This window comes from Alcanivorax sp. DSM 26293, from assembly GCF_900107995.1.
Taxonomy (GTDB): Bacteria; Pseudomonadota; Gammaproteobacteria; order Pseudomonadales; family Alcanivoracaceae; genus Alcanivorax.
The window spans coordinates 185,568-198,977 of sequence record NZ_FNUM01000007.1; the positions used below are offsets into that span (position 1 = coordinate 185,568).

General features: G+C 60.3%; 10 protein-coding genes. 5 read left to right on the forward strand and 5 right to left on the reverse strand.

What is annotated here, in order from left to right; genetic code table 11:
- Nucleotides 1–36 precede the first annotated feature (36 nt).
- Nucleotides 37–621, forward strand: a complete 585-nt coding sequence (locus C4S63_RS13575; RefSeq protein WP_103917883.1) for a TetR/AcrR family transcriptional regulator — start codon at nucleotides 37–39, stop codon at nucleotides 619–621.
- Complete coding sequence (locus C4S63_RS13580) at nucleotides 618–1,058, forward strand: YchJ family protein (RefSeq protein ID WP_103917884.1); 441 nt, start codon at nucleotides 618–620, stop codon at nucleotides 1,056–1,058. The genes C4S63_RS13575 and C4S63_RS13580 overlap by 4 nt, the downstream gene beginning before the upstream one ends.
- 93 nt (nucleotides 1,059–1,151) lie before the next feature.
- Here the strand turns inward: C4S63_RS13580 and C4S63_RS13585 are convergent, their stop codons facing one another.
- The gene (locus C4S63_RS13585; protein WP_103917885.1) at nucleotides 1,152–2,621 is read right to left on the reverse strand and encodes an NAD(P)/FAD-dependent oxidoreductase; all 1,470 of its coding nucleotides are present in this window, start codon (nucleotides 2,619–2,621) and stop codon (nucleotides 1,152–1,154) included.
- A 253-nt stretch (nucleotides 2,622–2,874) separates the two neighbouring features.
- Between C4S63_RS13585 and C4S63_RS17655 the strand changes: the two genes are divergently transcribed.
- Nucleotides 2,875–4,296, forward strand: a complete 1,422-nt coding sequence (locus tag C4S63_RS17655; protein ID WP_103917886.1) for a fatty acid desaturase — start codon at nucleotides 2,875–2,877, stop codon at nucleotides 4,294–4,296.
- Nucleotides 4,297–4,344: 48 nt separating this feature from the next.
- Here C4S63_RS17655 and C4S63_RS13595 read toward each other — a convergent pair whose 3' ends face one another.
- On the reverse strand, nucleotides 4,345–5,373 hold the full coding sequence (locus C4S63_RS13595; RefSeq protein WP_103917887.1) for an AraC family transcriptional regulator: 1,029 nt from the start codon (nucleotides 5,371–5,373) through the stop codon (nucleotides 4,345–4,347).
- A 164-nt stretch (nucleotides 5,374–5,537) separates the two neighbouring features.
- Between C4S63_RS13595 and C4S63_RS13600 the strand changes: the two genes are divergently transcribed.
- Together C4S63_RS13600 and C4S63_RS13605 are read left to right on the forward strand one after the other, a co-directional pair.
- Nucleotides 5,538–6,719, forward strand: a complete 1,182-nt coding sequence (locus C4S63_RS13600) for an alkane 1-monooxygenase (RefSeq protein ID WP_103917888.1) — start codon at nucleotides 5,538–5,540, stop codon at nucleotides 6,717–6,719.
- Nucleotides 6,720–6,912: 193 nt separating this feature from the next.
- On the forward strand, nucleotides 6,913–8,142 hold the full coding sequence (locus tag C4S63_RS13605; protein ID WP_103917889.1) for a trans-acting enoyl reductase family protein: 1,230 nt from the start codon (nucleotides 6,913–6,915) through the stop codon (nucleotides 8,140–8,142).
- A gap of 76 nt (nucleotides 8,143–8,218) precedes the next feature.
- Here C4S63_RS13605 and C4S63_RS13610 read toward each other — a convergent pair whose 3' ends face one another.
- The 3 genes from C4S63_RS13610 to C4S63_RS13620 form a co-directional block, all read right to left on the reverse strand.
- A complete protein-coding gene (locus tag C4S63_RS13610; protein ID WP_062815443.1) occupies nucleotides 8,219–8,578 on the reverse strand; it encodes a DUF4189 domain-containing protein in 360 nt (119 codons plus the stop codon).
- Nucleotides 8,579–8,763: 185 nt separating this feature from the next.
- Nucleotides 8,764–10,173 (reverse strand): efflux transporter outer membrane subunit, encoded by a 1,410-nt coding sequence (locus tag C4S63_RS13615; RefSeq protein ID WP_103917890.1) that lies wholly within the window; start codon nucleotides 10,171–10,173, stop codon nucleotides 8,764–8,766.
- A complete protein-coding gene (locus tag C4S63_RS13620) occupies nucleotides 10,166–13,360 on the reverse strand; it encodes an efflux RND transporter permease subunit (protein ID WP_103917891.1) in 3,195 nt (1,064 codons plus the stop codon). Before C4S63_RS13620 ends, C4S63_RS13615 begins: the two co-directional genes overlap by 8 nt.
- Nucleotides 13,361–13,410: the final 50 nt, after the last annotated feature.

Below are 13,410 nucleotides of genomic sequence, written 5' to 3' on the forward strand. Positions count from 1 at the left end.
AACTGATAGTCTGTTTGTCAACCGAAAGAGGATTTCATGGCCACCAATGCCCAACGCCGCGCCCAAACCCGCGGCTGCCTGATCAATGCTGCCCGTCACCTGTTTGCCGAACAGGGCTACGCGGACACCAGCACCGAGACCATTCTGTCCGGCGCCGGGGTCACCCGGGGCGCCATGTACCACCATTTCCGCAACAAGGCAGAGCTGTTCGAAGCGGTCTGCGATCTGCTCAGCCGGGAAGCCATGGTCGCCATCGAAAAGGCGGTGGCCGGGCAGCGCGGCAGCCTGGCCACGTTAAAAGCCGGCAGTCTGGCCTGGGTAGACTTCATGGCGCGGGACGATGTGCGACGCATCCTGGTGGTCGAAGCCCCCTCCGTGCTGGGCCAGGAACGCTGGCGAGCCCTGGACGAGCGCTACAGCTTCCCGCTGTTGTGTGAAGGCATCCGTGAAGCCATGGAAGAAGGCGCCCTGCAGTTTTCCGGCAGTGCCGAAGGCCTGGCCGTGCTGCTTAACGGCGCCATGAATGCGCTGGTACTGAATGATCCCCGGGCCGACAATCGGCCCAGACTGCGCCAGGATCTGCTGGCCCTGTTCGATTGCTTTCGCGGAGAGAGCCCATGAGCGCTTGCCCCTGCCAGTCCGGACTGGACTACGCACATTGCTGTCAGCCCCTTCACCAGGGCAAACCCGCCGCATCGCCAGAAGCGCTGATGCGCTCGCGGTTTTCCGCCTTTGCGCTGAAAAATACCGATTACATCGCCCAGAGCTGGCACCTGAGCCAGCGCCCCCCTGGACTGAATCTTGATGATGACCCGCAGTGGCTTGCCCTGGAAATTATCGCCAGCGGTGAAGAGGGCGATACCGGCTGGGTCCACTTTCGCGCTACCAGCAAGGATCGCCAGGGCTTGAGTGTGCTCGAGGAACGCTCCCGTTTCGTGTGCGAAAACGGCCACTGGTATTACCTGGACGGCACGCCCTCGGTAATCCCGCTAAAGCGCGGCCGAAATGACCCTTGCCCCTGTGGTAGCGGAAAAAAATTCAAGAAGTGTTGTGGGTGAGGGAAGTAGCGAGAAACGAGTCACGAGGCGCGAAAGGCAGCATCAATTTGCTTCTCGTAACTCGTAACTCGCGCTTATTCCTCTTGCCCGGGATTAGCGGGAAAAGGACAGCAAGCCATCTTCCACGGGTTCCTCCAGAAGCATGTGCTTGTCTTTACTGTAATGGTTCATAACCTTCCAGGGATGGTGACGTCCCTGGCGCGGCAGCTTATGACTGGAGCGCTTCACATAGCCGGAAGCCAGGGCATCCATGATTGACCTGTCTGCCAATGTCAGATCGCTGTCCCCTTGCGGAGTTACCACCGCCATGCCTTCCGAATCCATATAATTGAGCAGACGGCAAATATAGGCCGACGCAATATCCGCCTTCAGGGTCCAGGAGGCATTGGTGTACCCGAAAATCCAGGCCATGTTCGGAACCCCTTCCATCAGCACGCCCTTGTAGGTCATCCGTTCACTGACATCCAGGGGAGCGCCATCGATGGAAAGCTCCATGCCCCCCAGTACCTGCAAGTTCAGACCGGTGGCGGTAACAATGATATCCGCCTCCAGTTCGCGGCCGGATTTCAGACGGATACCGTTTTCCGTAAAGGTATCAATGTGGTCGGTGACGATGTCCGCTTTGCCCTCACGCAAATCCCGGAAAAGATCCGCATCCGGCACCGCACAGAGTCGTTCGTCCCAGGGTTGATAGACAGGCTGAAAGTGGGTCATGTCGAAATCTTTTCCCACATGGCGCCGGACATTGGACAACAAAAGCTTGCGGGTAAAATCGGGATACTTTTTTGCCAACAAATAAATCAAACGCTGCAGTTTGATATTCCGCCAGCGGGCCATGCGATACACCCAGCCAGACGGCAATACACGGTCCAACCATTCAGAAAACTTGTCATAGGCGGGCACCGAAAAAATATAGGACGGGGAGCGCTGCAGCATGGTGATATGCGCGGTCTCTTCCGCCATGGCGGGAACCAGCGTAACGGCGGTGGCGCCGCTGCCGATCACCACCACTTTCTTGTTTCGGTAATCCAGATCCTCGGGCCATTGCTGGGGATGCACGCAGGTCCCCTGAAAACGTTCCATGCCGGGAAATTCCGGCAGATAACCCTGATCATAATTGTAATAACCGGTACAGCCGATCAGGAAACGGGAGCGGAATTTTTCTGTCTCTCCATGACGTTCCTGTCGCGCTGTCACTGTCCATATTTTTTCATCGGAAGACCAGTCCGCGCCGGTAATCGTCAACCCGTAATGAATATGCTGGCTGACTCCGAATTCGTCAGCCGTTTCCTTGATATAATTCCGAATGGAAGGGCCATCCGCCAGCACCTGCAACTCATTCCACGGACGAAAGCCGTAACCGAAACTGAACATGTCCGAATCGGAACGGATACCCGGATAGCGAAAAAGATCCCAGGTTCCCCCCATGGCCTGCCGGCGTTCCAGAATGGCAAACGTCTTGTCGCTGCACGCTTTCTGGAGATGACAGGCGGCGCCGATGCCGGATAATCCGGCACCAATAATCAGCACGTCATACTCTCGAGAATCGTTGGATTTATCCATATCGTCTCTCCCGAAACATTGAGCGATGCATTCGCTATCTTTCACCGGCTTGTTGGGGAAACGGCGCTGCGACCGTTTTTTCTATCCCATCGTGCCTTTGTGTCTTAAACAATCCTTTTATGATCTTTCTTAAAATGCAAATTATTGCCGCAAAAAGTGCAGGCAGGTTGCCAAGTTAATACAAACCATGGCTTGGCCACCCGCAACATTGGGTATAGCGTAAAAGTCACAACCTGGCACGTAGGGTGGAGAGATGAAATCAGCAGAACAAACCACCGCTTTTTCTGACTGGCATGACGGCAAACGTTACCTTTGGTTACTCAGCCCCGCCATTCCGGTGCTGGCTGTTTCGTTTCTACTCATTTACCTGTTTATCTGGGACTGGCCCGGTCTGCTATGGGGTGGTCCCTTCCTGGTGTATGGCCTGATCCCGTTTGCCGACTGGCTCATCGGCACCGATACCAATAACCCCCCGGAGTCTGCCGTCCCACAACTGGAAGACGACAAGTATTACCGCCTGATCGTCTATGCCTATATTCCCATGCAATACCTGGCCACGATTCTGGGTGCCTGGCTGGTGGCCCAGGGACAAGTCCCGTTATGGGGTCTGGTCGGTCTTGTCTTCAGTGTCGGCGCGGTGAACGGGATCGCCATCAACACTGCCCACGAACTGGGACACAAGAAATCGAGAACCGAACGCTGGCTGGCCAAGATCACACTGGCGCCAGTGGCCTATGGTCACTTCTTTGTGGAGCACAACAAGGGCCATCACAAGAACGTGGCCACACCAGAGGACCCGGCCAGTGCCCGCATGGGGGAATCCTTCTGGCGCTTCCTGCCGCGCACCATGATCGGCAGCGTCAAATCCGCATGGCAGATTGAAGCCCAGCGCCTGGCACGTTGCGAAGAGCCACTGTGGTCACTGAAAAATGAAAACCTGCAGGCCTGGCTGATGACCGTGGTGCTGTTCGGGCTGTTGACCCTGTGGCTGGGCTGGATCGTATTGCCTTTCCTGCTGCTTCAGGCCTTCTATGGTGCCTCTCTGCTGGAAGTGATCAACTACATGGAACACTATGGCTTGCTTCGCCAGAAGAAGGCCGATGGCCGCTATGAGCGCTGCGAACCCAGACACTCCTGGAACAGCAACCATATCGTTACCAACCTGTTCCTCTATCAGCTGCAACGCCATTCCGATCATCATGCCAACCCTACCCGGCGCTTCCAGGCCCTGCGGCATTTCGACGACAGCCCGCAGCTGCCTTCCGGTTATGCCTCCATGCTGATGCCGGCCTATATCCCCTTTGTCTGGTACCAGAAAATGGATCCGCTGGTTTATCAGCATTACAAGGGCGATCTTAGCCTGGCCAATCTGCAACCGGACAAGCGCGAGGAACTGCTGAAAAAATGGCAGCAGCCCGCCGTGACCTATCAAAGCGCCGACTCGGAACCGGATGTGGCAGAGGGTGCCGTGGCGGCTGCCCGTCAGGCGGAACAGGATCTCGATACCCCTCACCAGTTTCAGTGCCCCAACTGCGGTTACATCTACGACGAAAGCCGTGGCGAGGAAAATGAAGGCTTTCCTCCGGGCACCCGCTGGCTGCAGATTCCCAATGACTGGCCCTGCCCGGATTGTGCGGTACGCGAGAAAGTGGATTTCGTCCTCAAGCAACACTGAGAGGGCAACCCCGGCAAGCAATATCCCCCCCTGTGCGCCGGGGGTCTTTTACACCCGGGACGCCTTTCGCATGGCGAGAGGCGTGGTCTGAAACCAGCGGCGAAAGGTACGACTGAAGTTCGATGTATCCTGGTAGCCCAGCTGCTCGGCAATGCGCTCTATGGGCAGGCTGGTTTCCGTCAATAACCAGGCGGCCTGTTCACTTCGAACATCATCCAGTAATTCCTGGTAACGGGTATCTTCCGCTTTCAGTTTGCGAATCAGGGTGCGCGTGGACATGGCAAATTTCTCCGCCATGGCCTCCAGGGAAGGAAGCTCTCCCTGGCAATCCAGCAGCACCATGCTCACTTGCTGACTGAACGCGCCCCCCTTTTCCAGCTGCTTGAGCTGGTGTTCACAATCCCGAGTGGCATTGCGATGCATGGTCGGGTCTGCCGTCAGACAGGGAGATCCCAGCTGCTCCGGCGGCATTTCAACCAGAAAGTGGTCCGCACCGAAAATGACCGGACAGCCCAGCAAACGCTCATAGTGCGCCGCCCAGACGGGACGCGGGAAAGGCAGCTGGACCCGGGCTTCCCGAATCCGTCCGGCGGAAACCGCATCGGTCATCTGGAAGTAAGTGCCCAGCAGGGCCCCCAGCAGAAACTCCCGGCAGTCCCCCAGATCCACGTTCTCATGCAACCATAACTGGCCCCAGCCATCATGCTCCTCGAAGCGCAGCTGGATCAGTTGCAACCGCACTCCCACAAAGCGGGCCACCACTGACAGCAGGGTGCGCATATCCGGGGCCGATACCACCGCATAACCCAGGGCGCCGTGGGCCGTCACCGGCGTATTCGCCCCGATCTTCAGCCCGATCCAGGGCTCTTCAGTGAGCTGCTGGGCCCGGCGTATCAAGCGGGACAGCTGCTCCAGACTCAGATAGCGATGCTCACTGAGCAGCTCTTGCCAGGCCAGCCGGGTACCGGAAAAAATATCCGCATCGCTGAAGCCTTCCTGCTTCAGATGGGCGCACAGCACCCGGCTGTAAGTGGGATGAATGGCCGGTTTGAGCCGATCCATTTGCTTGTCCACCATTCGCCACACTCCTGACCGTCATGATGCCCCAGCCTACCCCTAAACTGCCTGTTTAGTCTGTCACTTTATGACGATTTATTGCCACCTGACGGGGTGCCGGAGCGGCCGCGGCAGGCACACCATGGTGAAACTCGGATACCACTAACAACCAACGAGGTCATAGCATGAGCCAAGCTGGCGTCTTTATCGGCCCCTCCGGCGTCGAATACCGCGATCGCAAGCGGCATCTGTGGATTGTTTCCCTCTTTGTCCCGGGCACGGTTTTCCTGGGTCCGTTGATGGTGATGGCCACCGGCGAACCATGGATGCTGTGGCTGCCATTGGCCTTCTATTACCTGGCCATTCCGCTGCTGGATATGCTGATTGGTGAAGATCAAAGCAACCCGCCGGAAGAGGTCGTGCCGCAACTGGAGGCCGACCCGTTCTATCGGCGCATGACCTATGCACTGGTCCCCATACTGCTGAGTGCCTATCTGTTCGGCATGTGGTTTGTTGGCACCCACTCACTGCCGCTGCATGGCATTATCGCCATGGTGCTGCTGACCGGCACCATCTGTGGCGCCGCCGGCATCAACCTGGGTCACGAACTGGGCCACAAGAAAACCCGCACCGAGCGCTGGCTGGCAAAGCTGGTGCTGGCACCGTTGGGCTATGGCCATTTCCCCATCGAACACAACAAGGGCCACCACCGGGATGTGGCCACCCCGGAGGACCCGGCATCCTCACGGCTGGGGGAGTCCATCTGGAAATTCGCCCTGCGGGAAATTCCCGGCACCATGAAGCGGGCCTGGCAGCTGGAGAAAGGGCGGCTGCAGAAGGAAGGCAAGACAGTCTGGTCACTGCACAATGAGATCCTGCAGCCCGGCCTGCTCAGCCTGATCATCTGGGGCAGCATCATCGCCCTGTTTGGCTGGAAAATGGTGCCCTTCATTGCCGCCGTGACCCTGTGGTCCTACCTGCAGCTCACCTCCGCCAACTACGTGGAGCACTATGGTCTGCTTCGCCACAAGGATGACACCGGTCGCTACGAGCGCACCCAGCCCCACCACAGCTGGAACAGCAATCACATGTTTTCCAACTGGGCGTCCTTCCACTTGCAGCGTCACTCCGATCACCATGCCCACCCGGCACGGCGCTATCAGAGCCTGCGACACTTCGAGGATCTGCCGACACTGCCCAACGGTTACTTCGGCATGTTCCTGATCAGTTATGTGCCGCCCCTGTGGTTCAAGGTCATGGACCGGCGCATGCTGGAACACGCCGGGTATGACGCTGCCAACATCAACTTTGATCCGGCGCGCCGCGATGCGCTGATTCGCAAGTACCAGATCAAACCCTCGTCTTAGTAAAACCGGGTATGGCATTTGCCCCATCCTCCTTGGTGGGGCTTTTTTTTGCCGCGATCATTCGCGGTTTTGCAAAACCGAGGAGGCACTGAGCTGTTTCCCGGTTATGTTTCCCCCTATCAATCCCTTAGGATAGGTCCATCATTGGACAGTCGTTCCGATTTCGCTTTGCGTTCATTGCCAAGGAGTTCCCATGAGTGATGCACAGTTTGACGTGGTGGTGTTCGGCGCCACCAGTTTTGTCGGCCAGATTCTCTGCCAGTACCTCACTGACATTTACGGGGTGGATGGGGATCTGAAATGGGCCGCGGCGGGCCGCTCCAAAGACAAACTGGAGCAGGTGAAAGCCCAACTGGGCCAGGCCGGCAGCGCGCTGCCCTTGCTCACCGCCGATGCCAACGATGCCGCCAGCCTGGATACTCTCTGCGCCCAGACCCGGGTGGTGATCTCCACCGTAGGACCCTATGCGTTGTATGGCGAACCCATGATCCGCGCCTGCGTGAGCAGCGGCACCGATTACTGCGACCTGACCGGCGAAGTGCAGTGGATCGCCGCCATGCTGGAAAAATATGAAGACCAGGCCAAACAGAGTGGCGCGCGCATCGTGCATTGCTGTGGCTTTGATTCCATTCCCTCGGACATGGGCACCTACTTCCTGCAGCAGCAGGCCCGGGCCCGCTTCAAGGCCCCCGCCACCCGGGTGAAAATGCGCGTCAAAGTGGCCAAGGGTGGCGTGTCCGGCGGCACCGTAGCGAGCATGATGAACATTGCCGAAGAGGCCGGCAAAGACCCGGCTCTGCGCAAGAAGCTGGCCAACCCCTACCTGCTTTGCCCGCCCAATCATGGCTTCAGTGCCCGTCAGGACAGCATCAGCATGCCGCGCAAGGATGACGACTTCGGCGCCTGGGCAGCACCGTTCGTAATGGATGCCATCAACAGCCGCATCGTGCATCGCTCCAACGCGCTTAACGGCAACGCCTACGGGGACAACTTCACCTATAACGAAGCCATGCTGGCCGGCCCGGGCATGGGCGGGCGCATGAAAGCCCTAGGGATCGGCACTGGCACCGGCCTGTTCTTTGCTGCCGCCGCCATCAAACCCACCCGCTGGCTGCTCAACAAATTCGTGGTGCCGCAACCCGGCGAAGGCCCCAGCCCGGAAGCCCAGAAAGCGGGGTTCTACGATATCCGTTTCTTCGGGGTGACCGACAACAACGACAGCATCCGCGTCAAAGTCACCGGCGATGCGGACCCGGGCTACGGCTCCACCGCCAAGCTGCTGGGGCAAGCCGCCGCCTGTCTGGCCCAGGATGTGCCCGCCGATGCGCCCGGGGGGTTCTGGACCACATCGTCCCTGCTCGGTGATTCACTGCTGAAACGCCTGCAGGAAAAAGCCGGCATGACCTTCACCGTGATCGACTGATACCGGCAGGTCTCTACTTCCCGGGAACCATAAAAAAAAGCGGGCCGCTGGCCCGCTTTTTTGTGTCCTGGAACCGCTAGCGGGAATTACATCCCCAGGCGCGGACCATACATTGCTGACCTCCCCGGCTACGGCAATACTGCAAGGCGGTATTCTGCGCCTGCCCACCATTGGACGCGGTACCCCAACCATAGGCCGTGCTGCCCCGCGCCTGGTCCGCGGCGTAGGCCGCACAGCCGGACGAAAAGGTCTGTACCACCCGGCAACCATAACCGCATTCACTCAAGGCACGACTCTGCGCTTCCGACAGGGTGCCGTAGTCATAGCTGAAGCCGTATTGATCTCCCTGATTGCTATCGATCGCCAAGGCACCGTTCGCTCCGGCGACGGATGCCATTGCCAGGGATAGCAGCAAAACCAGACTCTGAATGTTCATGATGTCCCTCTCCTTGGTGTTCTCATTGTGTGAGATCCGTGAATCAGCTTAGGCGCTGGCTGCAACGGGCACATCCCCTATATGAGGTATCAACCATGGGGCCGGGGCAACTCCCTCAGAGAGATTCTCTCAGAATGGAAACCTGATGGGGTGGATACCCCCGGATAATCCTCCACCCCGGCGCATCATTGATCCTGCTGTTGGGTCGGGGCACCGGCCAGGGCGCGGTACACGGCCACCATGGCCAGCACCACATCGGTCTGACTGCGTACCCGGGCATCCCGGGTGGCGGTCAGTTCCTGCTCCGCGGCAAGCACCTCAAAGTAGCCGATAAAACCACGCTCATAGCGGGTGCGGGCCAGCTCGGCGGCCTGCTCGGCATTCTCTGCTGCCTGCTCCAGATGCCCGGCCCGTTGGCGGGCGCGCTGGTAACGGACCAGGCGGGTCTCGGTGTCTTCCAGGGCCGACAGCACCGCCTGCTGATACTCCGCCAGGGCGGCGCGGCTGTCCGCATCGGCGGCATCGATACGCGCCTTGACCTTGCCGTGATCCAGGAAGGTCCAGTCAATGCCCAGCGCCACCCGCCGGGTTTCCGCCGGGCCGCTGAACAAATCGCTGCTGTCCGCCGCCACCGAACCCAGCAAACCACTGAGGGTAAAGCGCGGGAACAGGTCCGCCGTGGCCACCCCGATGCGGGCGGTGGCCGCGGCCAGGCGCCGTTCCGCCGCCGCAATATCCGGGCGACGGCGCAGTACATCGCCGGGGCTGTCCACCGGGATCACCGGCAGCGTTCCCGGCAAACCCGTATCTCTCTCCAGTGTGGCAATCAACGCCGCCGGCGGCTGGCCGGTGAGCACGGCGATGCGATGCATGGCTGCACGGATACCGGCGCGCAGGGTGGGCAACGCTGCCCGGGTGCGCTGAAGCTGGGAGCGGGCGCGAACCCGGTCGAACTCGGTGCCGCGACCGGCATCCACCCGGGCAGACACGATATCCAGCGTTTCCTCCTGCAGCGCCACGTTCTGCTCGGCCACCTGCAACTGCTGTTGCAGCCCGCGCAGCTCGAAGTAGCTGCTGGCCAGTTGCCCCACCAGCGCCACCTGCAACGCGCCCAGGTCAGCACCAGCGGCTTGCAGCTCCGCCTGTTGCGACTGGGTGGCCCGGCGCAATCGACCGAACAGGTCCAACTCCCAGTTGGCGGCGAGGCCAGCCTGGTACAGCTCCACCCGTTCCGGGCCGGCACCGGGCGGGGTGCGCTCCACGTCCGCCAGGTGCTGCTCGGCGCCGCTGGCACTGGCGGTAATGCTGGGCCATTGCTCGCGCTTGGCGCCATACAGCAAGGCGGCGGCCCGATCATAGCGGGCCAGGCCGGCTTGCAGGCTGTGGTTGGCGGCCAGGGTCTGGTCGATCAGTTGCCCCAGCAACGGGTCCTCGAAGCCTGCCCAGAACTGCTGCTCGGTCGGCTGCCGGGATGCCGCCGTCAGTTCGGCTGCATGGAACGCCTCCGGCTCCGGGGTGGGCGGCGCCTGATAGTCCGGGCCCACGGCACAGGCACTCAGCAACAGAGTGACCGCGGCGACAGAAAACTTACGCATGGCTCTCTCCTTCAAGGCGACCATGGGGATCGCCATCCATGGTGGATGCATGCTGGCTCACCGGCGGCTTGCCGCCGGCCAGCTTGCGCAGTGCCACATAAAACACCGGCGTCAGGAACAAGCCGAACAGGGTCACCCCGAGCATGCCGAAGAACAGCGCCACACCCAGTGCCTGACGCACTTCCGATCCGGCACCACTACCCAGCACCAGCGGTACCACGGCAGCGGTAAAGGTGATGGACGTCATGATGATGGGCCGCAGCCGCAGGCGGCAGGCTTCCAGCGCCGCGTCCACCACGCCCCTGCCCTGCAGCTCCAGCTCGCGGGCAAATTCCACGATCAGGATGGCGTTCTTGCAGGCCAGCGCGATCAACACCACCAGGCCCACCTGCACGAAGATGTTGTTGTCACCCTGGAAATACCACACACCGAGCAGTGCCGAGAGCATGCACATGGGCACGATCAGGATGACCGCCAGCGGCAGGGTCCAGCTTTCGTAGAGAGCAGCCAACACCAGGAACACCAGCAGGATCGACAGCGGGAACACCAGCAACGCGGCATTGCCCTGGGTGGCCTGCTGATAGCTCAGGTCGGTCCATTCGAACGTCATGCCGGCGGGCAACACGTCCTCGGCGATGTTGCTCAGCACGTCCATGGCCTGGGCGGAGGACAGCATGGTGGGGTCCGCCTCACCGGCCAGGTCCGCTGCCGGATAACCGTTGTAGCGCAACACCGGGTCCGGACCGAAATCCTCGCTGATGGTGACCATGGAGCCGATGGGCACCATCTCGCCATGGATGTTGCGGGTCTTCAGGTTGGCGATGTCAGCCACGCTGTCACGGAACGGCGCATCCGCCTGGGCGATCACCTGCCAGGTGCGTCCGAAACGGTTGAAGTCGTTCACGTAGGTGGAGCCCAGATAGGTCTGCAGGGTATCGAACAACCCGGTGAGCGGCACGCCCTGGGCCTTGGCCCGTTCACGATCCACTTCCGCATTCAGCTGCGGCACATTGGCCTGGTAGCTGGTGATCGGGAAACCCATGCCCGGTGTCTGGGCGATCGCATTCTGGAATGCATTCACCGCGTTCTGCAGCTCGCCATAGCCCAGGTTGCCGCGATCCTCGATGAACATCTGGTAACCATTGCCATTACCCAGTCCGAGAATCGGCGGCGGCATAAAGGAGAAGGCAAAACCTTCCTTGAGGCCGGCGATGCGCCCGTTGATTTCTTCATTGATCTGCGCGGCAGTCCGGCTGCGCTGATCAAAGGGCTCCAGCGGGAAGAACACCAGGCCAGTATTGGATGTGTTGGTGAACTGCAGGGCGTTGAGCCCGGGGAAGGCCACCGCGTGGGATACGCCTTCGGTCTCCATGCCGATATCCACCACCCGCTGCAGCAACTGGTCCGTGCGCTCCAGAGACGCCCCTTCCGGCAGTTTTACCCCGGCGATCAGATACATCTTGTCCTGGGTGGGAATAAAGCCCGGCGGCACCACCTTGAACATCAACCCGGTGCCCGCCAGCAACAGCGCATAGATCACGAACACCATGCCGCGGTGGCGCAGGGAACGGGCCACACCACTCTGATAGCGCTCCGAACTGGCGTTGAAGAAGCGATTGAACGGCCGGAACAACCAGCCAAACAAGGCATCGATGATTTTGGTCAGGCGATCCTTCGGCGCGCTATGAGGCTTGAGCAGCATGGCTGCCAGCGCCGGCGACAGGGTCAACGAATTGATCGTGGAAATCACCGTGGAAATGGCGATGGTCACTGCAAACTGCCGGTAGAACTGCCCGGTAACCCCATCCAGAAATGCCATGGGCACAAACACCGCACACAACACCAGGCCGATAGCCACAATGGGGCCGGACACTTCCTTCATGGCCTGGTGGGCAGCGGCCAGGGGCGTCAGCCCTTCTTCGATATTCCGCTCCACGTTTTCCACCACCACGATGGCATCGTCCACCACAATACCGATGGCCAACACCAGCCCGAACAGGGTCAGGGTGTTGATGGAATAGCCGAGCAGATAGAGCGCCGCGAATGTCCCGACGATGGAAATGGGCACCGCCAGCAAGGGAATGATGGACGCCCGCCAGGTCTGCAGGAACAGGGTCACCACGAGCACGACAAGCAGTACCGCCTCCAGCAGGGTCTTGATGACTGACTTGATGGAATCACTGACAAAGATGGTGGTGTCATAGACGGTTTCGTAATCCACCCCGGCCGGGAAACGGGTGGCGATTTCGTCCATGGTGCTGACCACCTGATCGCGAATTTCCAGCGCATTGGCGCCAGGGGCCTGGAAAATACCGATGGCCACCGCATCCTTGCTGTCCAGTTGCGCACGCAGGGTGTAATCCCCGGCGCCCAACTCCAGACGGGCCACATCGGAAAGACGAACGATCTCGCCATTGGTGCCCGTCTTGATGATGATGTCACCGAACTCTTCCACCGTGCGCAGACGACCCTGGGCATTGATCAGAGTCAGAAAATCGCTGCTCGGCATGGGCTCGGCGCCCAGCTGGCCGGCGGACACCTGCACGTTCTGTTCGCGCATGGCGCCCACCACATCCGCCGCGGTCAGACTGCGGGCGGCAATCTTGTCCGGGTCCAGCCAGGCACGCATGGCATAGTCACCCCCACCGAAAACCTGGGCATCGCCCACACCGCGAATCCGCGCCAGCGCATCACGGACATGCAGGCGGGCATAGTTGCGCAGGTAAAGCGTGTCGTAGCGGCCGTCCGGGGAAGTCAGGTGCACCACCATCAGGAAGGTGGGCGACTGCTTCTGGGTGGTGACCCCTTGCCGCCGCACATCCTCGGGCAACCGTGCCAGCGCCTGGCTCACCCGGTTCTGTACCCGCACGGTGGCATCGTCCGCATCGATATCCGGGCGGAACGTCACCGTCATCTGCAGCACACCATCGGACCCGGCCACGGACTTGAGGTACATCATCCCCTCAACGCCGTTGATGGATTCCTCCAGCGGCGTGGCCACGGTTTCGGCAATCACCTTGGGGTTGGCGCCGGGGTACACCGTACGTACCACCACCGACGGCGGCACCACTTCCGGGTATTCACTCACCGGCAGGCTGGGCAGCGAGATCAGGCCCACCGCAAAAATGATGATCGACAACACCGCGGCAAAGATCGGCCTGTCGACGAAAAAACGCGAGAAATTCATGGCAAAAGACTCCTGTCAGCCGTGCCGACGCACAGCCGCGCTTTGTCGTT

Excerpts from the sequence above, each read along its gene's own strand:
- C4S63_RS13605 (WP_103917889.1), top strand. The coding sequence starts at position 6,913 with ATGAGTGATGCACAGTTTGACGTGGTGGTGTTCGGCGCCACCAGTTTT.
- C4S63_RS13615 (WP_103917890.1), bottom strand. The coding sequence starts at position 10,173 with ATGCGTAAGTTTTCTGTCGCCGCGGTCACTCTGTTGCTGAGTGCCTGT.
- C4S63_RS13595 (WP_103917887.1), bottom strand. The coding sequence starts at position 5,373 with ATGGTGGACAAGCAAATGGATCGGCTCAAACCGGCCATTCATCCCACT.
- C4S63_RS13620 (WP_103917891.1), bottom strand. The coding sequence starts at position 13,360 with ATGAATTTCTCGCGTTTTTTCGTCGACAGGCCGATCTTTGCCGCGGTG.
- C4S63_RS13585 (WP_103917885.1), bottom strand. The coding sequence starts at position 2,621 with ATGGATAAATCCAACGATTCTCGAGAGTATGACGTGCTGATTATTGGT.
- C4S63_RS13575 (WP_103917883.1), top strand. The coding sequence starts at position 37 with ATGGCCACCAATGCCCAACGCCGCGCCCAAACCCGCGGCTGCCTGATC.
- C4S63_RS13580 (WP_103917884.1), top strand. The coding sequence starts at position 618 with ATGAGCGCTTGCCCCTGCCAGTCCGGACTGGACTACGCACATTGCTGT.
- C4S63_RS13600 (WP_103917888.1), top strand. The coding sequence starts at position 5,538 with ATGAGCCAAGCTGGCGTCTTTATCGGCCCCTCCGGCGTCGAATACCGC.
- C4S63_RS13610 (WP_062815443.1), bottom strand. The coding sequence starts at position 8,578 with ATGAACATTCAGAGTCTGGTTTTGCTGCTATCCCTGGCAATGGCATCC.
- C4S63_RS17655 (WP_103917886.1), top strand. The coding sequence starts at position 2,875 with ATGAAATCAGCAGAACAAACCACCGCTTTTTCTGACTGGCATGACGGC.